This is a genomic window from Pseudomonas sp. LBUM1640 (assembly GCF_059716225.1).
This window is the reverse complement of record NZ_CP166816.1, coordinates 6,257,984-6,283,058: the sequence shown is the minus strand read 5'-3', so window position 1 is coordinate 6,283,058 and position 25,075 is coordinate 6,257,984. Positions and strand designations below refer to the sequence as shown.

19 protein-coding genes and 1 tRNA gene are annotated in these 25,075 nt (G+C 59.9%); 3 read left to right on the top strand and 17 right to left on the bottom strand.

Annotated features, from left to right (window positions below; genetic code table 11):
- Positions 1 to 8 precede the first annotated feature (8 nt).
- From pqqB to rpsU, 12 genes are all read right to left on the bottom strand, one after another.
- On the bottom strand, positions 9 to 920 hold the full coding sequence (gene pqqB / locus ACA065_RS27990; protein WP_032883902.1) for a pyrroloquinoline quinone biosynthesis protein PqqB: 912 nt from the start codon (positions 918 to 920) through the stop codon (positions 9 to 11).
- A 67-nt stretch (positions 921 to 987) separates the two neighbouring features.
- Entirely contained in the window at positions 988 to 1,062 is a 75-nt protein-coding gene (pqqA, locus tag ACA065_RS27985; RefSeq protein WP_009045898.1) for a pyrroloquinoline quinone precursor peptide PqqA, read from the bottom strand.
- Between the two features lie 159 nt (positions 1,063 to 1,221).
- Positions 1,222 to 3,597 (bottom strand): pyrroloquinoline quinone biosynthesis protein PqqF, encoded by a 2,376-nt coding sequence (pqqF, locus tag ACA065_RS27980; protein ID WP_497695430.1) that lies wholly within the window; start codon positions 3,595 to 3,597, stop codon positions 1,222 to 1,224.
- A gap of 59 nt (positions 3,598 to 3,656) precedes the next feature.
- Entirely contained in the window at positions 3,657 to 4,451 is a 795-nt protein-coding gene (locus ACA065_RS27975) for a carbon-nitrogen hydrolase family protein (RefSeq protein ID WP_497692364.1), read from the bottom strand.
- Positions 4,452 to 4,461: 10 nt separating this feature from the next.
- Positions 4,462 to 6,144 carry a flavin monoamine oxidase family protein gene (locus ACA065_RS27970; protein ID WP_497695429.1) on the bottom strand — a complete coding sequence of 561 codons (1,683 nt, stop codon included), beginning with the start codon at positions 6,142 to 6,144 and terminating at the stop codon, positions 4,462 to 4,464.
- A gap of 167 nt (positions 6,145 to 6,311) precedes the next feature.
- The gene (locus ACA065_RS27965) at positions 6,312 to 6,758 is read right to left on the bottom strand and encodes an Lrp/AsnC family transcriptional regulator (protein ID WP_078734923.1); all 447 of its coding nucleotides are present in this window, start codon (positions 6,756 to 6,758) and stop codon (positions 6,312 to 6,314) included.
- A gap of 79 nt (positions 6,759 to 6,837) precedes the next feature.
- Complete coding sequence (locus ACA065_RS27960; protein ID WP_497692363.1) at positions 6,838 to 7,347, bottom strand: cupin domain-containing protein; 510 nt, start codon at positions 7,345 to 7,347, stop codon at positions 6,838 to 6,840.
- A gap of 165 nt (positions 7,348 to 7,512) precedes the next feature.
- A tRNA-Ile gene (locus ACA065_RS27955) sits at positions 7,513 to 7,589 on the bottom strand.
- Positions 7,590 to 7,604: 15 nt separating this feature from the next.
- Positions 7,605 to 11,348 (bottom strand): EAL domain-containing protein, encoded by a 3,744-nt coding sequence (locus ACA065_RS27950; RefSeq protein ID WP_497692362.1) that lies wholly within the window; start codon positions 11,346 to 11,348, stop codon positions 7,605 to 7,607.
- Positions 11,349 to 11,483: 135 nt separating this feature from the next.
- Complete coding sequence (gene rpoD, locus ACA065_RS27945; RefSeq protein ID WP_497692361.1) at positions 11,484 to 13,334, bottom strand: RNA polymerase sigma factor RpoD; 1,851 nt, start codon at positions 13,332 to 13,334, stop codon at positions 11,484 to 11,486.
- A gap of 67 nt (positions 13,335 to 13,401) precedes the next feature.
- Positions 13,402 to 15,372, bottom strand: coding sequence for a DNA primase (gene dnaG / locus ACA065_RS27940; RefSeq protein ID WP_497695428.1), 1,971 nt, complete (start codon positions 15,370 to 15,372; stop codon positions 13,402 to 13,404).
- 441 nt (positions 15,373 to 15,813) lie between these two features.
- A complete protein-coding gene (rpsU, locus tag ACA065_RS27935) occupies positions 15,814 to 16,029 on the bottom strand; it encodes a 30S ribosomal protein S21 (protein WP_002551877.1) in 216 nt (71 codons plus the stop codon).
- A gap of 203 nt (positions 16,030 to 16,232) precedes the next feature.
- Between rpsU and tsaD the strand changes: the two genes are divergently transcribed.
- Complete coding sequence (gene tsaD, locus ACA065_RS27930) at positions 16,233 to 17,258, top strand: tRNA (adenosine(37)-N6)-threonylcarbamoyltransferase complex transferase subunit TsaD (RefSeq protein WP_497692360.1); 1,026 nt, start codon at positions 16,233 to 16,235, stop codon at positions 17,256 to 17,258.
- A 32-nt stretch (positions 17,259 to 17,290) separates the two neighbouring features.
- Here the strand turns inward: tsaD and plsY are convergent, their stop codons facing one another.
- Positions 17,291 to 17,860, bottom strand: coding sequence for a glycerol-3-phosphate 1-O-acyltransferase PlsY (gene plsY / locus ACA065_RS27925; protein WP_497692359.1), 570 nt, complete (start codon positions 17,858 to 17,860; stop codon positions 17,291 to 17,293).
- A gap of 72 nt (positions 17,861 to 17,932) precedes the next feature.
- Between plsY and folB the strand changes: the two genes are divergently transcribed.
- On the top strand, positions 17,933 to 18,286 hold the full coding sequence (gene folB / locus ACA065_RS27920; RefSeq protein ID WP_026140135.1) for a dihydroneopterin aldolase: 354 nt from the start codon (positions 17,933 to 17,935) through the stop codon (positions 18,284 to 18,286).
- Complete coding sequence (folK, locus tag ACA065_RS27915; protein WP_497692358.1) at positions 18,277 to 18,795, top strand: 2-amino-4-hydroxy-6-hydroxymethyldihydropteridine diphosphokinase; 519 nt, start codon at positions 18,277 to 18,279, stop codon at positions 18,793 to 18,795. The genes folB and folK overlap by 10 nt, the downstream gene beginning before the upstream one ends.
- A gap of 117 nt (positions 18,796 to 18,912) precedes the next feature.
- On the opposite strand, the gene ACA065_RS27910 is transcribed toward folK, so the two are convergent.
- From ACA065_RS27910 to ACA065_RS27895, 4 genes are all read right to left on the bottom strand, one after another.
- Positions 18,913 to 20,142, bottom strand: coding sequence for a multifunctional CCA addition/repair protein (locus tag ACA065_RS27910; RefSeq protein WP_497692357.1), 1,230 nt, complete (start codon positions 20,140 to 20,142; stop codon positions 18,913 to 18,915).
- Positions 20,143 to 20,205: 63 nt separating this feature from the next.
- Complete coding sequence (locus ACA065_RS27905) at positions 20,206 to 21,771, bottom strand: SpoVR family protein (protein ID WP_497692356.1); 1,566 nt, start codon at positions 21,769 to 21,771, stop codon at positions 20,206 to 20,208.
- A complete protein-coding gene (locus ACA065_RS27900; protein ID WP_003194735.1) occupies positions 21,768 to 23,039 on the bottom strand; it encodes a YeaH/YhbH family protein in 1,272 nt (423 codons plus the stop codon). Before ACA065_RS27900 ends, ACA065_RS27905 begins: the two co-directional genes overlap by 4 nt.
- Positions 23,040 to 23,152: 113 nt before the next feature.
- Complete coding sequence (locus ACA065_RS27895) at positions 23,153 to 25,075, bottom strand: PrkA family serine protein kinase (RefSeq protein WP_003194732.1); 1,923 nt, start codon at positions 25,073 to 25,075, stop codon at positions 23,153 to 23,155.

Sequence of the window (25,075 nt, the reverse complement as noted above, 5' to 3'; positions counted from 1 at the left end):
GTGTGCTCCTACAATTCAATGCTCATGCCGTCGTAAGCCACTTCGACATTACGCCGCACCAACTCAGCGCGCTCGGGGGAGTCTTCATCGAGGATCGGGTTGGTGTTGTTGATGTGGATAAGCACCTTGCGCTGCTCGGGCAACTGCTCCAGTACTTCCAGCATGCCGCCGGGGCCGTTTTGCGCCAGGTGGCCCATCTCGCGACCGGTGCGGGTGCCGACGCCACGGCGCTGCATTTCATCGTCATCCCACATCGTGCCGTCCACCAGCAGGCAGTCGCTGCCGGCCATGATTTCCAGCAGCGGCGCGTCGACCTTGCCCAGGCCTGGGGCGTAGAACAGTTTGCCGCCGGTGCGCAGGTCTTCGACGATCAGGCCGATGTTGTCGCCTGGGTGCGGGTCGAAGCGGTGCGGCGAGTAGGGCGGTGCGGCGCTGCGCAGTGGCAGCGGGGTGAAGCGCAGGTTGGGGCAGGCCGGGATGGTGAAGCTGGCGTCCAGCTCGATGCGGTTCCAGGCCAGGCCGCCATTCCAATGCGTGAGCATGGTGAACAGCGGGAAGCCGGTGCTCAGGTCTTCATGGACCATGTCGGTGCACCATACCTGGTGCGGGCAGCCTTCGCGCAGGCTCAACAGGCCGGTGGTGTGATCGATCTGGCTGTCCATCAGGATGATCGCGCTGATGCCGGTATCGCGCAGCGCGCGGCCGGGTTGCATCGGTGCAAAGCCTTGCAGTTGCGCGCGGATATCCGGCGACGCATTGCACAGCACCCAATTCACGCCATCGTCGGAGATCGCGATGGACGACTGGGTGCGCGCCTGGGCCCGCAGGCTGCCGTCGCGAAAGCCTGCGCAGTTCACGCAGTTGCAGTTCCACTGCGGGAAGCCACCGCCGGCGGCGGAACCTAGAATCTGGACAAACATGGTCGCTCCATCAAAGCTCAAAACAAAAACGCCCCGGGCGAACCGAGGCGTTGTATTACTCAGCCAATTAACGGCTGGCGAAGTACATGGTGACTTCGAAACCAATACGCAGATCAGTGTAAGCAGGTTTGGACCAAGACATATTCATACTCCTACGAAGGGATGGGACGTTCACTACTCAGTAATACATATAGTCCACCTCCAACCGGAGATGTTCAGAGGTGTGCGTATGAATGTTACGCAATTCTTTTCAAGTTAGCGCTGTCTTGGTGGCAAAAGCCTTTTGCAGGGCCAGCAATGATCAGCCTGCTGTGTGCCAGAAATCCTTACAGCGCGGGCCGTTGGCCACGCAGCGCCAGCCGCCTGCAGCGTCGTTGAGCTGCCGTGCGGCGTGCTGCAGATCTGCGTGCGTGCGGCTTTGGATCAGTCGCTGAAGCTGCTCCAGGTAACCCGACGAATGGCCAGCCAGTTGCGCCTGCCAGAGCAGGTCGGCGGCTTGGGCGACAGGCAGTGCCTGGGCAGTGAATTGCTGCGCCAGGTTCCGGTTACCAAGGTCGGTACTGTTGTTGATCAACGCCGGCAGTTGCGCCAGGAAGGTCTGCAGGTGTTCGATGATCCCGGTCAGGGAAACGCTGGGGGATTGAACACCAAACAGCAGGCCGGTTTGCCCGTTGATCTGTCGGATGCCGCTGAATACGGCGTAGCCGATTTGCAGTTCTACCCGCAGGCGCTGGTAGAACGGCCCTTGGAGCAGATGCCCGAGCAATCGCCATGCCGCTTCATCGGCCAGGGATTGGGTTGGCGCCGGGCAAAACAGCAGCAACGCGGCTTCGCTGGAGTCGGTTTTTATCTCGTGCCAGAGCCGCTGGCCGTCGAGGTTTTGGGGCGTGTATTCGAGGCTTGCCGGCTGGCCAGGCAATCGCGCTGCGGCGGTCTTGATAGCCGCCTCACACGTTGCGGGCAAACCTGCGCCCAGGCCTTGCCAGCGTGCGGTGGCCCATGACGCTGGTGTCTCACTCGGCCCAGCGCCAGTACCGACACAGTAAGCGGGTAACGCCTTGAGCAGTTCTCGGATGGCAATCATCGGCGTTTGGGCGGATGGCGACGGCGGCTCGGCGGACCGGCCCAGGTTAAGCGCCAGTGCTTCGAGCACGGCCGGCATGGGCTCGTGAAGGCCGACCATTTTCACCATCCAGTCATTGGCGAGTGTTTCGAAAGTCAATTCGATTCCGGCCTGGCGGGCATGCTCGCGCAACGGTTGCAACGTGTTTTCCAACCCCGCTGGAGCCGCGCAATCAAACCGCCAATGCAGGTACAACGCGCCCTCATCAGTGTCATCCGCCAACGCTTGGCTGAAGGTCAGCGCCGACGCATCTCGACGCCCCCGCGAGCGATCCTGGGCAAAGGTACGCAAGCCACGGTGGGCGCTGGTCTGGCCGCGAATCAGGCCGGCGCGTTCTTCCTTGACCGGTGGGCGCAAGAATGGATTGTTGGGCGGTAGCTGCCAAGCCTGCTCGGAGCGTGGCAGGTGCAGTGAGTCGAGCAGGCGCTTGAGGGCTGCGACGCCCTGCTCCGACAGGTCTTCGCTGTCGTTGCGAGCCAGTGCCAGGGCGCCCTGGATCTGTTGTTGGCGAGCGTTGAGCAGGGCGAACTCTTCTCGTAACGGCGCCCAGTCGCTGCGTGCGAAAAAGCTCAACCAGTCGTGCAATAACGCTTCGATCTGAGTAGCCGAATCGCCTTGGGCGCCGAGGGTAATGTCGATATCCAGCAGCGCTTGCCCGGCGAATTGATACAGCACGGATGCTTGCAGTGCGCTCGCCAGCTTTTGTGCTTTCAGCTGCGCCAGTAAGCCACCGGGTGCCGAGGCGTTGAGCCAGGTGCACAGAAAATCCAGTGCTTCACGGGGCGTGTGACAGGCAATGACGTGGTGCAGGTGGTTATTGGCAGCGTGTTGATAGGCGTGTGTTGCGCCGTGCATCAGTGCCGGCGGTTCGGCCTGTGGGTGCAAAGGCCCCGAGGCCAATGCCTCGCTGAATTGCTGCGCCAAGGCTTGCAGCTCATCCAATGTTTGTGGGCCGGCAAGGCTCAAGGTCATCTGCCCGCTTTGGTAAAAATGCGCGTGGAATTCGCGCAGTGCTTGCTGAAATGCCTCACGTTCTACCGGCAGGCTGTCCCTGTTCCCGGCATGAAAGCCACGCAGCGGATGATCCGCCGCCAAGCCTTCGAACAGCGCGAGCTGCTGCTGCGCCGTGGCATCCTGGGACCAGGCGACAAACTCTGCGTGCAGCACTTCGCGCTCACGCAACTGATCTTCAATCGCCAGGCGCGGGTGAGCCAGCATGTTCGCCAGGCGCTCCAGCCCTTCGGCAAAGCTCGCCAGTGGCAATTCAAAGAAGAAGTCGGTGGTGCGCTCGCGGGTGCTGGCGTTGACCTGCCCGCCGTGGCGTTGCACGTAGGCCATCAGGCCTTCGCTTGTGGGAAAGCGCTCGGTGCCGAGAAACAACAAATGCTCAAGAAAGTGCGCCAGCCCCGGCCAGGCCAATGGCACGTCATGGCTGCCCGCAGCCACCCGTAAAACGGCAGCGCAACGTTTCAAGCGTGGCGCATGGCGCAGGGAAACCCGCAGGCCGTTGGCCAGGGTCAGGTGCAGGTGATGAGGGTGGGCCGGCGCAGGCATGGGCACTTCCGAAACGTAGGATGTGGCCATGTTAACAAACCGCTGACAAACCGGCTGGGTCAGGGCTTGTGCAGTGCGCCGTACAACTGCGGGCGACGGTCTTGCAGGTAGTGATTGGCGGCACGGGCATCGATGATGGATTGGCGATCCAGCGTCCCGACAATCAGCGCTTCATCCAGGCCGGCCTGGGCGATGCGCTGGCCATTCGGCGCGGCAATGCTGCTTTGCCCGCAATAGTGAATTTCGCCTTCCTGCCCGCAATAGTTGGCGTAGGCCACGTAACACTGGTTTTCAAAGGCCCGCGCCCGCACGGTGACGTCGGCGACAAAGTCGAACGGCACCATGTTGGCGGTCGGCACCAGGATCACTTCGGCACCGGCCAGGGCCAGGCGACGAGTGTTTTCCGGGAACTCCAGGTCGTAGCAGATCAGGAAACCAAGCTTCCAGCCGTTCAATTCCACCAATGGGAAATCATCTTCCCCGGCACTGAACATCGAGTGGTCCAGGTCGCCAAACAAGTGAGTCTTGCGGTAGTTGCACAGACGCTGGCCGTGGGCGTCGATCAACTGCACGGCGTTGTAGATCTGGCCGTCCTCGGCCCGTTCCGGGTAGCCGTACAAAATCGCCAGCCCGGCGCTTTTGGCAAGCGCGGCAATCGCCTGTGCCGAGGCGCCATCCTGCGCTTCGGCCAACGCGCCAACGGCTTCGGCGCCGATGTTGTAGCCGCTGAGAAACATCTCCGGCAGCACCAGCACATCGGCATCCGACGCTTCATGCGCCAGCTGATGCAGACGCTTGAGGTTGCCGGCCACATCCAGCGGTAGCGGCGGGCATTGGTACAGGGCGACGCGCATGCTCAACTCCTTAATCGGCCAGGGCGATTGGCCCGATCTCATCGAATACATCACCCGGCCCTGGGTTCTGCGGATGCGTGCTGCCGCCGAAGTGGGTCATGATGCCCCACACCGCGTTCAGCGAGGTTTGCACCGCGCCTTCGACCCAGGCGGGCGTCCAGGAGACGTCGTCGCCGGCGATAAAAATCCCACGTTGTTCGGCGGGCATGTCCTTCTGCATAAAGTGCGCATACATCCGCTGGTTGTAGCGATAGTGGCCGGGCAACGCGCCTTTGAAAGCACCGAGGAAATGCGGGTCGGCTTCCCAGGACACGGTAATCGGGTCGCCGATGATGCGCGCCTTGATGTCGACTTTCGGGTAGATTTTTTTCAGCGCATCGAGCGCCAGTTTCACCCGCTTATCGATGGGCTGCGGGAGCATTTTCAGCGCGTCGCTCATCCACGAATACGACAGGCAAATCACGCCTGGCTTGTCGTCGCCGTTGTCGAACAGGTAAGTGCCACGGGTCAGGCGATCGGTGAGGGTCATGCTCATCAGGTCGCGACCGGTTTGCGGGTCTTTATCTTTCCAGAACGGGCGGTCGACCATCACGAAGGTTTTGGACGATTGCATGTAGCGCGTGCGGTCCAGGGCCATCCACATCTTTTGCGAGAACAGGGTTTCGTCGCATTCGATCTGGGTGGTCAGCAGCCAGCTTTGGCAGGTGGTCAGCACGGCGGCGTATTCACGGGTGTCGCCATAGTTGTCGGTCACGGCAAAGCGACCATCGGCGGCATGGGCAATACGGCTCACACCGGCCCGTGGCGCACCGCGATGCAACGAACTGAGGCTGGTGCCCGCCGGCCAATGGGCGCAGCGCTCCGGTACGTGGCGCCAGATGCCCATGGGCACTTGTGCCACGCCGCCGACCACCAGGTGCTGGTGGTCGTCGCAGTTGGTCATCACCACACGGAAGATTTCCAGCATCGAGTTGGGGAAGTCCGAGTCCCAGCCACCGGTGCCGAAACCCACTTGGCCAAACACTTCGCGGTGCGCGAAAGACAGTTTGGCGAAGGCCTTGGAGGTGGCGACGAAGTCATAGAAGGTGCGGTCGTCCCACAACGGCACCAGCTTATTCCACAGCTCTTTAAGGCGCGGTACGTCACGGTCGCGGATGGCTTGCTGGATATCACCGAACTGCGAACCGGCTTCCAGCGCATCCGCCCACGCATCGGCGACTTCCTGGAACAGCACCGGCAAATCAGACAGTTTTTGCGCGTAGTGGGTCTGGCCTTCGAGGTCGACCACGGTACTGCCGGAGGCCGGCGTCAGCGGGTTGGGGAAGGGTTTGGTCTCCAGGCCCAGCTTGTCCACATAGTGGTAGAACGCGGTGGACGACACCGGAAAACGCATGCCACCCAACTCGGCGATGATGCCTTCGGCCCCTTCAAACGCCTGGGAGCGCAAGCGGCCGCCCATTTTCGAGGCCTCATACACCACCGGCTTGAGGCCCAGCTTCATCAGCTCATAAGCGGCCACCAGGCCCGCGATCCCTGCACCGACAATCGCCACTTCGGCGCCATGGTTGGCGGCCGGAATGCTGCCCAGGCCAGCCGGGTGTTCGATCCAGTCATCAAAGGCAAACGGAAAATCCGGGCCGAAGATGGTGATAGGTTTTTTACCGTCGGCGGGGTGGCGATTGGTCTTGCTGATGGTGCTGGACGGAATGCTCATGGCTGACCTTACTGACGACTCGGCGGGATTGGGCCCGTTGAGTATAGGAAAAGATGGCAGCCAGTTTAGGCAGCGTAGCGTACGTAATTAAGACGCAATGTGTCGTCGGATTGAACTGTTTTTAGTCAAAGTGACGAGCGCGGTGGTCAGATTGGTTGTCCGCGATCCAATTTGTTACTGAGGATGATCGACGTGGTGGTTTTCTCCACGCCGTCGACACTGCCGATCTGGTCCAGCAACTGATCAAGCTGCTCGGGCGAATCGGTGCGCAGCCAGGCCACGTAATCGAACTCGCCACTCACCGCGCACAGCTGCTGCACCTGCGCCATCGCACTCAGCCTGCGCAGCACTTCCTTGCCCGAACGCGCTTGTACGGTGATCCCGACATACGCCTGCAAACCGCCATCGACTACCCGCTGCCCGAGGCGTACGCCATAACCGGTAATCACCTGGGTTTTCTCCAGGCGCGCCAGGCGCGACGTCACCGTGGTACGCGCAATACCCAACTGCCGGGCAAGCATGGCCACGCTTTCGCGGGCGTTGATCTGCAAGGCAGCAATCAGTTGGCGATCGATTTCATCGAGGACGGGCAAGGGCAGAGCTCCAGTGCGGGCGGCAATGGGTCGCCATGTTACAGGCTTGCGCGGTGCTGGAGCGCTGCGATCTGCGAGATTAAGGTGCCTTGCACACTTTCGCAGCGGCGGGATCGTTCGGGATAAACGAGTCCGGCGCGCCAGGCTTGAGCACCACATAGCCACGGCGCCATGGCTGGTCGTCAATCAGGTTCCAGCGATGGCCGGTGCCGGTGTTGTCTTCAGCGACCAGCACTTCACCCGGGTGCAAAGTGAATTTCTCGCCGTCGCGAGTTGCAAATGCCAGGGTGCCGGAGAGTGTCATGACGTATTGCGGCTCTGGGTCGTTATGCCAGCCGTAAGAAGCATGTGCCGGAGTGGTTTTGAAGTGAATGGCGGTCACGTCGTTGCGCATGCTTTGGTCGATGGTGCCCTCCAAAACGTGCGAGGCGTTGTCTGCGCCGGTGCAAAGTTTGTACGCCTTGATGGTGGCCGGGGCAGGCGTTGCTGCGTGTGCGCCGTTCAGCGTTGCAAGGGTGATTGCGAGAGCGCCTGCGGTGCGCAGGCTGAGGGTAAAAAAAGCGTGAGGTGATCGGTTGGCTTGAGGCATAGAGCCGGAGTTCCTCATACTGGGGTGAGTGGCCGACCATGGTCTGTGCCGCAGCAGTTGAGGACAATTAACAAATCTTTCATTGCAGGCAAGGGCGTGAGAGCCAGCGTCGCCTATTCCCATACGCCAGACACGCAAAAGCCGCGCAGTGCGCGGCTTTGAGTATGGTGGGCCCAGTAGGACTCGAACCTACGACCAAGGGATTATGAGTCCCCTGCTCTAACCAACTGAGCTATAGGCCCTCAGTAGGTCGCGGATTATAACGATGGTTTCCCCACTGTGCCATCCGAAAAGTCTGAAACCCTCATATGAAGAAAAGCCTCGGCAAAAAGCTCGGGCGGCAGGGGCAGGCTGACGATGTAGCCTTGCATCTGTTCACACCCTTCGGCGGCCAGGAAGGTCTGTTGTGCGGCGTTCTCTACGCCTTCGGCGATGATGGTGAATTGCATGCTGTGGCCCAGCGCGATGATGGCGCGCACGATGGCGGCGTCGTGGGGGTCGTCGGGCAGGCCGCGTACGAAGGACTGGTCGATCTTGAGGAAGTCCAGTGGCAGGCGCTTGAGGTAACTGAGGGATGAGTAGCCGGTGCCGAAGTCATCAATTGCCAGTTGCACGCCCAGGCGTTTGAGTTGGTGCAGCACTTCCAGGGCTTCTTCGGCCTGGCTCATGATGAAGTTTTCGGTGATTTCCAGTTGCAGGCAGCCGGGCTCCAGGCGGTAGTCGCGCAGGAGCTGTTCGATGCGTGCGAGCAGGCCGGGGTGGCGCAGTTGGGCGCCGGCCAGGTTGACCGAGAGTGGGCCGAAGTCATCGAAGATTTCTTTCCACAGGTGCATCTGACGGCACGCCTGTTCCAGTACCCAGTCGCCGATCTGCAGGATCATGCCGTTTTCTTCGGCCAGGGCGATGAAGTGTTCAGGCGGAACATCACCAAAGGTTGGGTGGTGCCAGCGGATCAAGGCTTCGGCGCCGATCAGTTCCTGGGTGTCCAGGCTCAGCTTTGGTTGGTAGTACAGAAATAACTCTTCACGCTCGATGGCCCGGCGCAGTTCGTGTTCCAGGGCCACGCGCTCGTTGGCTTGGGCGGTGAGGTCGCGGGTATAGCTTTCGACGCGGTTACGGCCCTTGGCCTTGGAGCGGTACATCGCCGCGTCGGCGTTTTTGACCAAGGTGGCGACGTCGGTGCCATCCTGCGGGTACAGGCTGGTGCCGATACTGGCACTGATGAAGAACTCGTGCTCGCCGGCCTGAAACGGCGGGGTAAAGCAGGCGAGCAGCTTGTTGGCCAGGTGCTCGGCATCGCTGGCTTGTTGCAGGCCGGGTAGCAGGATGATGAATTCGTCGCCACCCAGGCGCGCCACGGTGTCGACGTCGCGCAGTTGCTCCTTGAGGCGTACGGCGATGTCCTTGAGCAGCAGGTCGCCGACCGGGTGGCCGAGGCTGTCGTTGATGTGTTTGAAACGGTCGAGGTCGAGGAACAGCACCGCGCCTTGGTTGCCACTTTCCTGCTGGCCGTTAAGTGCCGCCTGCAGCCGGCTTTCGAACAGGGTGCGGTTGGGCAGGCCGGTCAGTGGATCATGATGCGCCTGGTAGTCGAGACGCGCCTGGGCATGCTTGAGGCTGGAGATGTCGGCAAACACGGCGACAAAGTGGGTGATCACTTGCTCGCGGTTGCGCACGGCACTGATGGTCAGCCAGCTGGGGTACAACTCGCCGTTTTTACGGCGGTTGGAGATCTCACCCTGCCAGTGCCCCTGGGCAGTCAACTGGTGCCACATTGCCGCGTAGAACGCGCTGTCATGCAGGCCGGAAGCGAGCAGGCGCGGCGTACTGCCGAGGGCTTCGGCTTCGCTGTAGCCAGTAATTTCGCTGAAGGCACGGTTAACGGCGCTGATGTTCTGCCGGGTGTCGGTGATCAACACACCTTCGGCAGTGCTTTCAAATACCGTGGCCGCCTGTTGCAGTTTTTCCTGCATGAACTGGCGTTCGGTGATGTCCCGCGCGATGGTCAGCATGCACGCTTCATCGCCGATGGGCAGCGGCCGGCTGGACACTTCGCAGAGGCGAATCTGCCCATCGTTACGGCGTATACGGCAGACGAAATCGCGGACAAAACCGTCGCGTTGCATCAGTTCGAGCATGTGCTTGCGTTCGTTGAGGTCGACCCAGATGCCCAGGTCCAGGGTGGATTGGTCGATTGAGGTGGCACTGGTGAAACCGGTAAGGCGGCTGAAGCCGTCATTCACCTCAATCAGCAGCCCATCGCGCTGACGGCTGAGCAGCAAGCCATCGGGTGAGGCGTGGAAGGCCTTGGCGAATTTCTCTTCGGAGGTTTGCAGCTGTTGCTGGGTCTCCTTGAGCTGGCTGATATCGCGCACCACCACCACCAAGGCTTCTGTGGTGTCGAGTTGGAACGGCTCCGCCGAGATCAGCCCGGTAAAGACCTGGCCGTTACTGCGCCGAAAAGACATTTCCAGGTTGCGGATGCTGGTGGTCTGCACCCGTTGCAGCAGGTCGGGGCCCACGCCTTGAATGCCCCAGATATTCAATTCGGTGGCGCTTTTGCCCACCACGTCTGCGGCACTCAGGCCGATCTGGTCCTCAAACGCCTTGTTGACCTCCAGCAGGCAGCCGTCGGACAGGCGCGCAATCACCAGGATGTCCGGGCATTGCTGGAACACCGAGGCGAATTTTTGTTCGGACAGCTGCAAGGCTTCTTCGGTGCGCTTGGCTTCGCTGATATCGATCATCAGGCCGCGCAGTACCGGCTCATGCCCATGCTCGATCAGGCTGACAATGTCGCGCACCCACAAGCAGCGGCCATCGGCGGTGATTACCCGATAATCGATGCTGTGGTCACGGTTGGCGCGGGTTTCCCGGTAGCAGTAGGCCTCGGCACGTGTCAGGTCGGCGGGGTGGACGATGTTGCGCCAGAAGCCTGGGATCAGCCAATGCGCACGCGGGTAGCCCAGCAGTTCCTCGGCATGGGGTGACACGTAGCTGTAGGTGAAATCAGTGATGCTGGCTTCCCAGGCGATGGCGGACAAGCTCTCCACCAGCCCGCGATAGTGATATTCGCTGCTGCGCAGTTCTTGTTCGAGGGCGACCCGCCGGGAGATTTCCGAGCTGAGTCGACGATTGATCCGAATCACGATAGCCAGCACGGTGCTCAACAGCAGCACGGCTGGCAGGCCGTACATCAGCAGGTCGTACCAGAACGTGCGGTGATTAGTGATGCTGCCGACCCAGTGTTGCTGGATAGCGTCGGTTTCGCTGGGGCTGAGGTCGGCGAGGACCTTATCCAGGATGCCCACCAGCATTTTCTCATCACGCGGCACGCCCATCGCCAACTGATAGCGATAGGGCGTTTCGCCGCTGACGTATAAACCATCAAGCTTGAGTTGGCGCAGGCTCCAGACGCTGGAGGCAAGATCACCGACCACGGCGTCCACTTCATCGGTGGCCAGCGCTTGCAGCGTCGAGCTGACGTTGGGCATGGCCACCAGGTTGAGGTCAGGATGGTGGGTGCGCAGCAATTCGTGGGGGGCGTAGTTCTCCACCACGGCAATCTTGAGACCGTACAAGTCCTTGAGGTTGCGTGGTTTCGCACCACCTTCATGGGCGAGGATGATAATCGGGAAATCCAGGTACGGGCGCGTAAAGGCCAGGAAGCTCTGGCGCTCCGGGGTGGACATGATGCCGGGCAGCAGGTCGAGCTGGTTGTTTTTGGCCTGTTCGAGCACGGCGCTCCAGTTTACGGGCTCGATCAGGTTGATCCTGACGCCCAGGCGGTCCTGGATCAGGCGCACGTAGTCGGCGGCCAGGCCTTGATAACGGCCATTTTGGTCTCGGTACTCGAAGGGTGGCCAAGAGGCGTCCACCCCAAGGCGCAGCTCCTGATGGTCCGCCAGCCAGCTACGCTCTTCATCAGTGAGAGTCAACGCGCCAGCCGTTGCGGTCCAGGTCAGCAGCGACAGCAGTATCACGGTCGGCAGTCTGGGCATAACGGTCTCGTTATGGCACGGGGAATGTTTCGAGTGTAGACGGGCATTGCGGGGGAGGGGCGTAGCGGGGCAGTTAATCTGTAGAAAGTAATCTGCACAAAGCAAAACCCCCGGCCTGGGCCGGGGGTTCTGTTATCACTCGTCGAGGAAGGAGCGTAGATGCTCGCTTCGCGTCGGGTGGCGCAACTTGCGCAGCGCCTTGGCTTCGATCTGACGGATCCGCTCACGGGTCACGTCAAACTGCTTACCGACTTCCTCAAGGGTGTGGTCGGTATTCATGTCGATGCCGAAACGCATGCGCAGTACCTTGGCTTCACGGGCAGTGAGGCCGGACAGTACGTCGCGAGTCGCTTCTTTAAGGCTCTCCACAGTGGCGACATCGATTGGCGACTGCATGGTCGAGTCTTCGATGAAGTCACCCAAGTGGGAGTCTTCGTCATCACCAATCGGCGTTTCCATGGAGATCGGCTCTTTAGCGATCTTCAATACCTTGCGGATTTTATCCTCAGGCATTTCCATGCGTTCGCCCAGCTCTTCCGGGGTCGGTTCGCGACCCATTTCCTGCAACATCTGCCGGGAAATACGGTTGAGCTTGTTGATCGTCTCGATCATGTGCACCGGAATACGGATGGTGCGGGCCTGGTCGGCGATCGAGCGAGTGATCGCCTGACGGATCCACCAGGTGGCATAAGTCGAGAACTTGTAACCGCGACGGTATTCGAACTTGTCCACAGCCTTCATCAAGCCGATGTTGCCTTCCTGGATCAGATCGAGGAATTGCAGGCCACGGTTGGTGTACTTCTTGGCGATGGAGATCACCAGACGCAAGTTCGCTTCAACCATCTCTTTCTTCGCGCGGCGGGCCTTGGCCTCACCGATCGACATGCGACGGTTGATGTCCTTGATTTCGGCAATCGTCAGACCGGTTTCGGTTTCAAGCGCAGTCAGCTTCTGCTGGCAACGAATGATATCGGGCTGCAGGCGACCAATGGCTTCAGCGTATTTCGCCTTGCCTTTGGCCAGTGCGTCGGTCCAGCTTTCGTCAACTTCGTTACCCGGGAACTGGCGCAGGAAGTCGGTACGCGGCATACGTGCATCACGTACACACAGCTGCATGATTGCGCGCTCTTGGGCACGCAGACGCTCCAGGGCACTGCGAACACGCTCAACCAGGCCTTCGAATTGCTTCGGCACCAGCTTGATCGGCATGAACAGCTCAGCCAGGGCCACCAGCTCGGCGATTGCCAGCTTGTTGCCACGACCGTGCTTTTTCAGGGCCTTGCGGGTGATTTCCATTTGATCGGAAACCGCACCGAAACGCTGGGCAGCGATGACCGGGTCCGGGCCGCTTTCGACTTCATCTTCGTCGTCGCTGCTGGCTTCAGCCTCGTCGTCGTCAGTGTCGTCGTCAGCTTTGACAGCTTTCGGGTCGACTGGCGGCGGTACTTCGGCGGCAGGCGGCGCAATGCCGTCGTCCGGGTCGATGTAACCGCTCAGGACGTCGGACAGGCGACCGCCTTCGGTGGTGACGCGGGTGTACTCGGACAGAATATGGTCAACCGTGCCAGGGAAGTGCGCAATTGCGCCCATCACTTCACGGATGCCTTCTTCGATACGCTTGGCGATTTCAATTTCGCCTTCGCGTGTCAGCAACTCGACCGTACCCATTTCACGCATATACATGCGCACAGGGTCCGTCGTGCGACCGATGTCGGTCTCCACTGCTGCCAACGCTGCTGCTGCCTCTTCGGCCGCAGCCTCGTCGGTATCAGCGTCGGCCAGCATAAGGGAATCCTTATCTGGCGCAGTTTCGAATACGTTGATCCCCATGTCGTTAATCATGCGGATGATGTCTTCCACCTGCTCTGGATCTGAAATATCCTCAGGCAGGTGGTCGTTGACCTCTGCGTAAGTCAGGTAACCCTGCTCACGACCCAGTGTGATCAACTCTTTGATACGAGACTGCTGTTGCGCTTTTCCGGACATAACACCCTATCCACTGAAGGTCTTGGCGGGCAAAAAACAAGCCGAGGATTATACCCGAGCTATGACCTCACACGCCAGCTGAGGTCGGGTTTGATGCGGAAACATTCTGTTTTAAGAGGTCGCGCATCTGTTTTGCTATCTGAATCTGCTCTTCAGCCGACAATCCCGGCTGCCTTGCTCTCTTGATGAGCTCTTCGAGGGTCTGCGTATGCTGACCCGCGGATAACCTAGTAATGGTGTCTAAAAACTGTTGTTCAAGGTTATCGCCGTCAATTAGCCACTCCTTTTCTGCGAGTGCTTTCAATAGCCGGCCTTGTTCGGTGCCATGCCAACGAGCCATCAACTGAATTGAGTTTAGCTTAGGATTTTTCTGTACCGCCTCGATCAAGGCGATCAGCACCTGAGCATAAGTGTTGCTTTCGTTGGCAAAGTGATCAGCGCTTTCAACTTTCTTGGCCAATTGCGGGTGGTGGATCAGCGTGCGCAACGCAATAAGCGTCGGGGCTTCCACCGCCACTGGCGTACGTGGAGCGTAGGCTTCATCGCGATCACCGCGTTTGCCGTTCTTGCTCCAGGGTTTCTTGTCCCATTTTTTGCCGCCGGCGCCGGGTTTCTTCGGTGTCCACTCTTGCTGGGGCGTGTAGGCCTCCTGCGGTTGGTGGAAGTCGGAATAGTCCGGCATGGCGTCGTAATCCATGCCCGGGTCGTACGCCGGCGGCGCATCTTGCGGTGCGTTGTGTACCAGCTGGCTGACGGCTTCGCCGCTCAGGCCGGTGATTTCCAGCAGGCGCATGCGCATCAGTGATTTCAGGTTGGCGCCCGGTACTTTGTCGATCAGCGGCGCTGCGAGGGTGGCCATGTGGGCCTTGCCTTCGAGGGAGCGCGGGTCGGCTTCTTCGGTCAATTGCTGGAAAAAATAGTCCGCCAGCGGCTGCGCGTGTTGGTTGATGCGCGCACGGAATGCGTCGGTGCCTTCGGAGCGCACAAGCGTGTCCGGGTCTTCGCCTTCAGGCAGGAACAGAAAGCGTGCGCGGCGCCCGTCCTGCAGGCTCGACAGCGTGGCTTCGAGTGCGCGCCAGGCGGCGTTGCGGCCGGCCTGGTCGCCGTCGAAACAGAACAATACGCTGGGCACCACGCGAAACAGGCGCTTCATGTGTTCTTCGCTGGTCGCGGTGCCGAGGGTGGCGACGGCATTACGCAGGCCCTGCTGGGCGAGGGCGATCACGTCCATATAGCCTTCAACCACGATGATTTCATCGAGGTTGCGATTATTCTTGCGCGCTTCGAACAGGCCGTAGAGTTCCTGGCCTTTGTGAAACACCGGGGTTTCCGGGGAGTTCAGGTACTTGGGTTTGTCGTCCCCTAGTACGCGCCCACCAAAAGCGATGATCCGGCCACGGCTGTCTCGGATCGGAAACATCACACGGTCGCGGAAACGGTCGTAGCGCTTGCCGGTCTCAGCGTTTTCCACCAGCAGCCCGGCGTCGATCATGGCCTTCTGCTGCAGCGTGTCGCTGCTCAGGTGCTTATAGAGGTTGTCCCAGCCGGGGGGCGCGAAACCGAGGCCAAAGTCCCGCGCGATTTCACCGGTGAGGCCACGGCCCTTGAGGTAATCGACGGCGGCCTTGCGCTGCGGGTGGCTTTTAAGCGCCTGACGGTAGAAGTCGGCAGCGGCTGTCAGCAGCGGGTACAGCGGCGAGTCGGTGGGTTGCCGCGGTTTGTGCGGGCGGCCACTTTCTTCTCGGGGTATTTCCATGCCGGCGGCTTTGGCCAGGTCCTCGATAGCCTGGGGGAAGTCCAGGTTGTCGTGGTCCATGAGGAAGCCGAGGGCATTGCCGCCCGCGCCGCAGCCGAAGCAGTAGTAGAACTGCTTGTCGGGGCTGACGCTGAACGAGGGTGTCTTTTCTTTGTGGAACGGGCAGCAGGCGGTGTAGTTTTTGCCGGCTTTTTTCAATTGCACGCGCGAGCTGACAACATCGACGATGTCGGTGCGGTTCAGAAGGTCGTCAATAAAGCTCTGGGGAATTAGCCCGGCCATGGCGTTCTCGTCATCACTGCGTGTCATGAGGCCCGCGAAGTGCTCGGGCGCGCAAATGTGCGGCTCGATCAACTGTCGTCTGCTTGGGCTGTCAGGGAGTGTATCTGCCGAACATTCACTGACGTTAATTTCTATCAGCGTTCGGCATGGAAATGTTGCCCGGGCGTCCGGTGTTGGCCAATGGTGGGCCTCGGAAACGCATAGTTGGGCACAGCCGACACAGTTGATCGTCTGTTTGTAGAATGAGTGTGCTCGTCAGTAGCCTTGTTAGGCTCGTCAGAAGAGACGTGCACCGCTGGCAAAAGAGCCAGTCCTGACGTGTGAAGCAGTGTCTCGGTCGCATGTGCGGCGTCGACGATGAAGCATCAAGCGATATCCGCAAATGCCAATAGCCCGGCTGAGGGCCGGGCTTGGCAGAAGCTTGCTACGTAAGTCTGTGTATTAGTACAGACGAACGGCGCGGCGCTGCTCGCGCTGAACTTTCTTAGCGTGACGCTTAACAGCGGCTGCTGCTTTGCGCTTACGCTCAGAAGTTGGCTTCTCATAAAATTCGCGGCTACGAACTTCAGCCAGAACACCGGCTTTTTCGCAGGAGCGCTTGAAACGACGCAGAGCTACGTCGAAGGGTTCGTTCTCTTTTACTTTGACGGCTGGCATCCAGAGCTACCTTCTTTCATTACCGGGAATCAACGTTCTCGTCGCAAAAAATTCGCGGCTGAGGTCGTCGGTTTTTAAGGGTTGCGGATGTTAACCCCTCATTGCCCGGAATGCAAAGCCTCTGATCGAAAACCGCTAGTCGGGAGGGGGAGTGGCGACTATTATGCGCGCCTTCGAATTCAGCCTCTACAAGGCGCAAACCCATGCTAGTACTGGGACTTGAAACCTCCTGCGACGAAACCGGTGTCGCACTTTACGACAGTGAACGCGGGCTTTTGGCCGATGCACTGTTCAGTCAGATCGACCTTCACCGCGCCTATGGCGGTGTGGTGCCGGAGCTGGCCAGCCGTGATCACGTCAAGCGCATGCTGCCCTTGATTCGCCAGGTGTTGGACGAGGCCGGCTGCGTGCCGACCGAGATCGATGCAATTGCCTACACCGCAGGCCCTGGATTGGTCGGAGCCCTGCTGGTTGGGGCCTCTTGCGCCCAGGCGCTGGCGTTTGCCTGGGGCATTCCGGCCCTCGGCGTGCACCATATGGAAGGCCATTTACTGGCGCCCATGCTGGAAAAAACGCCGCCGCAGTTCCCGTTCGTCGCTTTGTTGGTTTCGGGGGGGCATACGCAGTTGGTTCAGGTCGACGGGATCGGCCAATACACGCTGTTGGGCGAGTCCCTGGATGATGCCGCGGGTGAAGCGTTCGACAAGACCGCGAAGATGATGGGCCTCAATTACCCCGGTGGTCCGGAAATCGCTCGCCTTGCCGAAAACGGCGTCCCGGGCCGCTACACCTTCCCGCGCCCCATGTGTGATCGCCCAGGCTTGATGTTCAGCTTCAGTGGCTTGAAAACCTCTGCACTGAACACCTGGCAACAGAGCGTCAGCGCCGGGGACGACAGTGAGCAAGCCCGTTGCGACATCGCACTGGCGTTCCAGCAGGCCGTGGTGGAGACTTTGACCATCAAGTGCAAGCGCGCCCTGAAGCAGGCGGGCATGAAGCGCCTGGTGATCGCAGGCGGCGTCAGCGCCAACAAAGCCTTGCGCACCTCGTTGGAAAAAATGCTCGGCGACATGCAAGGCGATGTGTTCTATGCGCGCCCTGAGTTCTGCACCGACAACGGCGCGATGATCGCCTATGCCGGTTGCCAGCGCCTGCAGGCCGGGCAACATGAAAGCCTGGCGATCAGCGTGCAGGCACGCTGGCCGATGGAGCAGCTGTCACCGCTTTGAGGTGCGCCGTGAGCCGGGTTCAGGGCGGGTATTTAAAAATGCCGTTCGCGCCCGGCAAACAGGTCGCGTAAATTGCCGCGGTGGCGCCAGACGATCAGCAGTGTCAGCACGCTCATCGGCAACAGCGCCGCAGGTTCCTGCCAGGCCAGCAATGGCAGGGTGAGGGGTGTGGCGATCAGTGCCGCCAACGAGCTGGTGCGGGTCAGGTAAAACGTCAGCAGCCAGGCCAGCACGGCTAGCAACGCAGCTGGGGGGTAAATCCCCAGCAACATGCCGGCCGCCGTGGCGACACCCTTGCCACCGCGAAAGCGGAAGTACAGCGGGAACAGATGGCCCAGGACGGCACACACGCCCACCCAGGCCTGCTGTTGCAGGCTAAGGCCAGCTAAATTGGCGATCAGTACGGGCAACAGGCCTTTGCAGACGTCGCCCAGCAGCGTCAGTACGGCGAGTTTCTTGCCGACCAGGCGCAACATGTTGGTGGCGCCGGCATTGCCTGAGCCACTCATTCGCGGGTCGGGATTTCCCGTCAGGCGGCTGAGCAAAATGGCGAAGGACAGCGAGCCGAGCAGGTAGGCGAGAATCGCCAGTAACCAAAACATGCTAACTATTCCGGGCGAGGACGCCCTGATTCTAACGGGGCATCGCGCCCTTGTCGTGCTGCGGAGAAGAGCTTGGACAGAGTGTTTATCGAAGGCCTGGAAGTTGACACCGTAATCGGGGCCTACGACTGGGAGCGCGGCATCAAGCAATGCCTGCGCCTGGACCTGAGCTTCGCCTGGGACAATCGTCCGGCTGCGGCCGGTGATGACCTGACGCTGGCGCTCGATTACGCCAGCGTGTCCGCGCGTATCCAGGCCTTTGCCGAGCAGTCCCAGTACCAGTTGGTGGAAACCTTTGCCGAGCGCCTGGCCGAAGTGCTGATGAGTGAATTCCAGATTCCCTGGCTGCACCTCAAGTTGACCAAGCCAGGCGCCGTGCCGGCAGCCAAGGGCGTGGGCGTGGAGATCGAGCGCGGATGTCGCTAACTCAGGTTTACCTTGGCCTTGGCAGCAATATCGAGCGCGAGCCGCATTTGCGCGCTGGCCTGGATGCGCTGGCGAGCTTCCTGACCGACATGCGCTGCTCGCCGGTGTTCGAAAGCCAGCCGGTGGGCATCAAGAGTGGGCCGTTCTTCAACCTGGTGGTGTCGGCGTATACCGACCTGCCGTTGATGGAACTGGATCGCCGGTTGAAATTCATCGAGGCCGACAACGGCCGCTATGCCCCGGATCGCAAGGGGCTGCCGCTGGATATCGATGTGTTGCTGTATGGCGAACTGGTGGGGAATTTCGATGGCTTGATCCTGCCGCGCGCAGAAATCCTGAAAAATGCCTTTGTATTGTGGCCGCTGTCCTTGATGGCGCCGGATCGCGTGCACCCGGAGGCGGGCAAGACATTAGCCGAGTTGTGGCGCGACGCGCAGATCGATCAGGTGCTGGCACCAGTCGGCTTTGAGTGGCAGGGCCGGCAACTCACCCCGAACGCATTCTTGTAGGCACCAAGCTTTCTGTGGCGAGGGAGCTTGCTCCCGCTGGGCTGCGAAGCAGCCCCAAGCTTCTGGGGGCGCTGCGCACCCAGCGGGAGCAAGCTCCCTCGCCACAAAGGTTGGCGTTCAGGCGTTGTGCTGTTCCTTGTAAGCTTTCAGCGCCTTGAGCCGTTCGCGCTTGAGCGCCTCGCCCAGCGCCGGGCCTGTGAAGCCTTTCTCCAGCAGAGGCGCCACGGCCACTTCGCGCGCCACCTTGGCCGCACCGCGCAAATAATCCGCCTGTGGATAACTTCTCTGTTCCAGGCCTTTACGGCCTCGTGCATCCATTTCGCACGCCACCACAAACTCCTCGAAGCGCTGCGGTCGCCGATATACGTCAAAACTCTGCAGCAACTCCAGCAATGTCGAGGCTTTGAGCTCCAGCGCACGATGGCCGTGAGTGTGATATTGGCCCACCAACAGCGCCAGTTCCTGGCAATCCCTCGGCACCTTGAAGCGCTCGTTGACCGCCTTGATCAGCTTCAAGCCCGTATGTTCATGGGCAATATGCTGCGGCAACTTATCCACAGCCGTCAGGCCTTTGCCTACGTCATGCAGCAGGCAGGCCCAGCGCACGGTGAGGGGTTGTTTGTGCAGGGCCGCCTGTTCCAGCACGCTCAAGGTGTGTATGCCGGTGTCGATTTCGGGGTGATGGGCTTCGGGCTGTGGTACACCGAACAGCGCATCCACTTCCGGCATCAGGGTTTTCAGCGCATTGCAGTCACGCAGTACTTGGATAAACACCTGAGGTTGGTCTTCCATCAACGCCCGGGAGATTTCTTTCCAGCTGCGCTCCGGGGTCAAGGCTTCCAGTTCGCCGGATTCGCTGAGCTGACGCATCAGTTCCAGCGTCTCAGGCGCTACGGTGAAACCCAGGTGTGCATAACGCGCCGCAAAGCGCGCAACGCGCAGCACTCGCAGAGGATCTTCGGCAAACGCCGGGGATACGTGGCGCAAAATGCGTGCTTCAAGATCACGCTGGCCGTGGTACGGATCGCTCAAGTTACCGTCATCGTCCTCGGCGATGGCGTTGATGGTGAGGTCGCGGCGAATCAGGTCTTCTTCCAGCGTGACCTCGGGGCTGGCATGAAACACAAAGCCGCCGTAACCCCGACCACTCTTGCGCTCGGTGCGGGCGAGGGCATATTCGTCGCCGTTCTTTGGGTCCAGGAACACCGGGAAGTCAGCGCCCACCGGCTTGTAGCCCTTGGCGAGCATTGCCTCAGTGGTTGCGCCGACAACTACGCGGTCAATGTCGGTGACTTTGATGCCGAGCAGGCGATCACGCACCGCACCGCCGACTGTGTAGATTTTCATGAAAAAGCCTCCATTAGCGGCACAGGATACCGCCTGTGCCGGGCTAATGGAGGCTTTGCTGTTTCAGAGATGCACCACAGCCAGGTCCAGGCGGCCGTAGTCGTTGTCGTTGTGATCGTTGCGCGGTGGCACATGGTGAGTTTTCATCACTTGGTCGCCCTGCAGGGTTTCCAGGTGAATGTCGAAGCCCCACAAACGGTGCAGGTGCTTAAGCACTTCCTCGGTGGATTCGCCCAAAGGTTTGCGGTCGTGCTGCTGGTGGCGCAGGGTCAGCGAACGGTCGCCGCGCACGTCGATGCTGTAGATCTGCACGTTAGGCTCGCGGTTGCCCAGGTTGTACTGCGCCGCCAAGGTCTCGCGGATGGTGCGGTAACCAGGCTCGTCGTGGATCGCTGGCACCACCAGGTCGTCCTTGAGGTCGTCATCCATGATGCTGAACAACTTGAGGTCGCGAATGACCTGGGGTGACAGGTACTGCAGGATGAAGCTCTCGTCCTTGAAGCTGCTCATGGCGAACTTGATGGTCGACAACCAATCGCTGCCGGCGATTTCCGGGAACCAGCGGCGGTCCTCCTCGGTGGGGTGTTCGCACATGCGTCGGATGTCGCGGTACATGGCAAAGCCCAGCGCGTAGGGGTTGATACCGCTGTAATACGGGCTGTCGAAGCCTGGCTGAAATACCACGCTGGTGTGGGAGGTGAGGAACTCCATCATGAAGCCGTCGGTGACCAGACCCTCGTCGTACAGATCATTCATCAAGGTGTAGTGCCAGAACGTTGCCCAGCCTTCGTTCATCACCTGGGTCTGGCGCTGTGGATAAAAGTACTGGGCGATCTTGCGTACGATACGCACGATTTCCCGTTGCCAAGGTTCCAGCAGTGGTGCGTGTTTTTCCAGAAAATACAGGATGTTTTCCTGAGGTTCGGCGGGGAAGCGTGCGTTGTCCTTGTCGCTGTTTTTCCCGGTTTTCTTGGGAATGGTGCGCCACAGGTCGTTGATCTGTTTCTGCAGGTGCTCCTCGCGCTCCTTCTGGCGCAGGCGCTCCTCCTCGGCAGAAATCGGATATGGGCGTTTGTAGCGGTCGACCCCATAGTTCATCAGGGCATGGCAGGAATCGAGCAGATCCTCCACCGCGTCGATGCCGTGGCGTTCCTCGCATTGCATGATGTATTGCTTGGCGAACACCAGGTAATCGATGATCGAGCTGGCATCGGTCCAGGTGCGGAACAGGTAGTTGCCCTTGAAGAAGCTGTTGTGCCCGTAGCACGCGTGCGCCACCACCAGTGCCTGCATGCAGATGGTGTTTTCTTCCATCAGGTAGGCGATGCATGGGTCGGAGTTGATCACGATCTCGTAGGCCAAACCCATTTGGCCACGGGTGTAGGACTTCTCGGTGCTGAGGAAGTGTTTGCCGTAGGACCAATGGTGATAGCCCAAGGGCATGCCGACCGAGGCGTAGGCATCCATCATCTGTTCGGCGGTGATCACTTCGATCTGGTTGGGGTAGGTGTCCAGGGCATAACCCGCCGCGATACGGCTGATTTCCCGGTCATAGGCCTGGATCAGTTCAAAGGTCCACTCGGAGCCGGTGGAAATGGGTTGGCGCTTATGCTCTTTTTTGGCGGTCATGTCACTAACCTGCGCTGGAAGAGTTCACGGAAGACCGGGTAGATATCGCCGGCCGAGACCAGTTGCTGCTGGGCGAAGGTGTCGGCAAAGGCTTCGCCGATGCGCTCATATTCGAACCACAGGGCCTGGTGCTCACGGGGGGTAATCTCGACGTACGTGTAGTACTGCACGAACGGCATGATCTGGTTAATCAGGATGTCGCGGCAGATGGGCGAGTCGTCGTTCCAGTTGTCGCCGTCGGAAGCCTGAGCCGCGTAAATGTTCCACTCATTGGCCGGGTAGCGTTCGGCCATGATTTCCTGCATCAGTTTCAGCGCGCTGGACACGATGGTGCCGCCGGTTTCCCGCGAGTAAAAGAACTCCTCTTCATCCACTTCTCGGGCGCTGGTGTGATGGCGGATAAACACTACGTCGATCTTGTCGTAGTTCCGCTTCAGAAACAGGTACAGCAGGATGAAGAAGCGCTTGGCGATGTCCTTGGTGGCCTGGGTCATCGAGCCGGACACGTCCATCAGGCAGAACATCACGGCCTTGGAGCTTGGGTTGGGTTGTTTGACCAGCAGGTTGTATTTCAGGTCGAAGGTGTCGAGGAACGGCACGCGGTGAATCCGCGCGCTGAGTTTTTCGATTTCTGCCTCGATTTCCTGGATATCGCCGAAGTTGTCCGGCTCTTCGCGCTTCAAACGCGCCAACTCTTCCTTGGCCTGCTTCAGTTTGGCACGGCTGCTGCCCGACAGGGCAATACGCCGGGCATGGGCCGAGCGCAGGGTGCGGATGATATTGATCCGCGACGGGTTGCCCTCGTTGCTGATCCCGGCACGGACAGTCTTGAAGGTGTCGGTGCCGGTCAGGTTACGTTTGACCAGGTTGGGCAGTTCCAGGTCTTCGAACATGAATTCGAGGAATTCTTCCTGGGTGATCTGGAACACGAACTCATCCATGCCCTCACCGGAATTACCCGCCTTGCCAGGGCCTTTACCACCGCCACCGCCTTGCGGGCGCTGGATGTGTTCGCCGGTGGTGAATTCCTTGTTGCCTGGGTGCACGACGGTCTGTTTGCCGCCCCGGCCGTGGTGCAGCACCGGTTCGTCGATGTCGCGCCCGGGAATGCTGATTTGTTCGCCATGCTCCATGTCGGTGATGGAGCGGCGGCTGACGGCCTCTTCAACCGCCTTTTTGATGTGGTCACGGTAGCGCCGCAGGAAACGCTGACGGTTTACCGTACTCTTGTTCTTGCCATTGAGGCGTCGGTCGATCACATAGCTCATGGGGAGCCCTCCGGGCAGCTTCACGTTACAAGCTTCAAGCCGCGAGCTGGAAGCTTAGAGACAAGCGGTCAGCTGCCAGGCCAAGGGCCCGGCAGCGCACGCCTGTCGCTGCCTTACTGTGATTTACGAACCCGCAGATACCACTCGGAGAGCAGCCGTACCTGTTTGTCGGTGTAGCCGCGCTCGACCATTCGAGTAACGAAGTCGTTGTGTTTTTGCTGATCTTCCTTGCTGGCCTTGGCGTTGAAGCTGATGACCGGCAGCAGATCCTCGGTGTTGGAGAACATTTTCTTCTCGATGACCACCCGCAGCTTCTCGTAGCTGAGCCAGGTAGGGTTCTTGCCGTTGTTGTTGGCGCGGGCGCGCAGTACGAAGTTGACGATTTCGTTGCGGAAATCCTTCGGATTACTGATGCCGGCCGGTTTCTCGATTTTCTCCAGCTCCTCGTTGAGGGCCACGCGGTTGAGGATCTCGCCGGTTTCCGGGTCGCGGTATTCCTGATCCTGAATCCAGAAGTCGGCGTACAGCACGTAGCGGTCGAAGATGTTCTGGCCGTACTCGCTGTAGGACTCCAGGTACGCAGTCTGTATTTCCTTGCCGATAAACTCGATGTAGCGCGGCGCCAGGTACTCTTTGAGGAAGCGCAGGTAGCGCTCGCGGGTTTCGGCCTGGAACTGTTCCTGTTCGATCTGCTGCTCCAGCACATACAGCAGGTGCACCGGGTTGGCCGCAATTTCGTGCGGGTCGAAGTTGAATACCTTGGAGAGAATCTTGAACGCAAAACGTGTGGACAGGCCGTTCATGCCCTCGTCAACGCCAGCGGTGTCGCGGTATTCCTGAATCGACTTGGCCTTGGGATCGGTGTCCTTGAGGTTTTCGCCGTCGTAGACGCGCATCTTCGAATAGATGTTCGAGTTCTCCGGCTCCTTGAGCCGCGACAGCACGGTGAACTGAGCGAGCATCTTCAAGGTGTCAGGCGCGCAGTGAGCCTTGGCCAGGGAGCTGTTGAACAGCAACTTGTCGTAGATCTTGATCTCATCGCTGACCCGCAGGCAGTACGGCACCTTGACGATGTAGATCCGGTCGATGAACGCTTCGTTGTTCTTGTTGTTACGGAAGGTGTGCCATTCCGATTCGTTGGAGTGGGCCAGCAGGATCCCGGTGAACGGAATCGCGCCCAGGCCTTCGGTACTGTTGTAGTTGCCTTCCTGGGTGGCGGTGAGCAGTGGGTGCAGCACCTTGATCGGTGCCTTGAACATCTCCACAAACTCCATCAGGCCCTGGTTGGCCCGGCACAGCGCGCCCGAGTAGCTGTAGGCGTCGGCGTCGTTCTGTGGGAATTCTTCGAGTTTGCGGATATCGACCTTACCCACCAGCGCCGAAATATCCTGGTTGTTTTCATCGCCCGGTTCGGTTTTTGCCACGCCGATCTGGTTGAGAATCGACGGGTAGAGTTTCACCACGCGGAACTGGCTGATATCCCCGCCAAACTCGGCCAGGCGCTTGGTGGCCCAGGGCGACATGATGGTATTGAGGTAGCGCCGTGGGATGCCGAAGTCTTCTTCGAGGATCGCGCCATCTTCCGTGGCGTTGAACAGCCCCAAGGGCGACTCGAACACCGGCGAGCCCTTGATGGCGTAGAAGGGCACCTTCTCGATCAGTTGTTTGAGTTTTTCAGCCAGGGACGATTTACCGCCGCCGACGGGGCCGAGCAGGTAGAGAATTTGTTTCTTCTCTTCCAGGCCTTGGGCGGCATGGCGGAAGTAGGAGACGATCTGGTCAATGCATTCTTCCATGCCGTGGAAGTCTTCAAAGGCCGGGTAGCGGCGGATCACCTTGTTGGAAAATATTCGCGACAGGCGCGAATTATTGGCGGTTTCCACCAGCTCCGGCTCACCAATCGCCAAGAGTAGGCGTTCGGCGGCAGACGCGTAGGTGCTGCGGTCCTGTTTGCACAGCTCGAGATACTCTTGCAGCGTGAGTTCTTCCTGCTGTGTGGACGCGAAGCGTTGTTGGAAGTGGCTAAAGATACTCAT

Excerpts from the sequence above, each read along its gene's own strand:
- pqqB (WP_032883902.1), bottom strand. The coding sequence starts at position 920 with ATGTTTGTCCAGATTCTAGGTTCCGCCGCCGGCGGTGGCTTCCCGCAG.
- pqqF (WP_497695430.1), bottom strand. The coding sequence starts at position 3,597 with ATGCCTGCGCCGGCCCACCCTCATCACCTGCACCTGACCCTGGCCAAC.
- ACA065_RS27975 (WP_497692364.1), bottom strand. The coding sequence starts at position 4,451 with ATGCGCGTCGCCCTGTACCAATGCCCGCCGCTACCGCTGGATGTGGCC.
- ACA065_RS27960 (WP_497692363.1), bottom strand. The coding sequence starts at position 7,347 with ATGCCTCAAGCCAACCGATCACCTCACGCTTTTTTTACCCTCAGCCTG.
- ACA065_RS27950 (WP_497692362.1), bottom strand. The coding sequence starts at position 11,348 with ATGCCCAGACTGCCGACCGTGATACTGCTGTCGCTGCTGACCTGGACC.
- rpoD (WP_497692361.1), bottom strand. The coding sequence starts at position 13,334 with ATGTCCGGAAAAGCGCAACAGCAGTCTCGTATCAAAGAGTTGATCACA.
- dnaG (WP_497695428.1), bottom strand. The coding sequence starts at position 15,372 with ATGGCCGGGCTAATTCCCCAGAGCTTTATTGACGACCTTCTGAACCGC.
- rpsU (WP_002551877.1), bottom strand. The coding sequence starts at position 16,029 with ATGCCAGCCGTCAAAGTAAAAGAGAACGAACCCTTCGACGTAGCTCTG.
- tsaD (WP_497692360.1), top strand. The coding sequence starts at position 16,233 with ATGCTAGTACTGGGACTTGAAACCTCCTGCGACGAAACCGGTGTCGCA.
- plsY (WP_497692359.1), bottom strand. The coding sequence starts at position 17,860 with ATGTTTTGGTTACTGGCGATTCTCGCCTACCTGCTCGGCTCGCTGTCC.
- folK (WP_497692358.1), top strand. The coding sequence starts at position 18,277 with ATGTCGCTAACTCAGGTTTACCTTGGCCTTGGCAGCAATATCGAGCGC.
- ACA065_RS27910 (WP_497692357.1), bottom strand. The coding sequence starts at position 20,142 with ATGAAAATCTACACAGTCGGCGGTGCGGTGCGTGATCGCCTGCTCGGC.
- ACA065_RS27905 (WP_497692356.1), bottom strand. The coding sequence starts at position 21,771 with ATGACCGCCAAAAAAGAGCATAAGCGCCAACCCATTTCCACCGGCTCC.
- ACA065_RS27900 (WP_003194735.1), bottom strand. The coding sequence starts at position 23,039 with ATGAGCTATGTGATCGACCGACGCCTCAATGGCAAGAACAAGAGTACG.
- ACA065_RS27895 (WP_003194732.1), bottom strand. The coding sequence starts at position 25,075 with ATGAGTATCTTTAGCCACTTCCAACAACGCTTCGCGTCCACACAGCAG.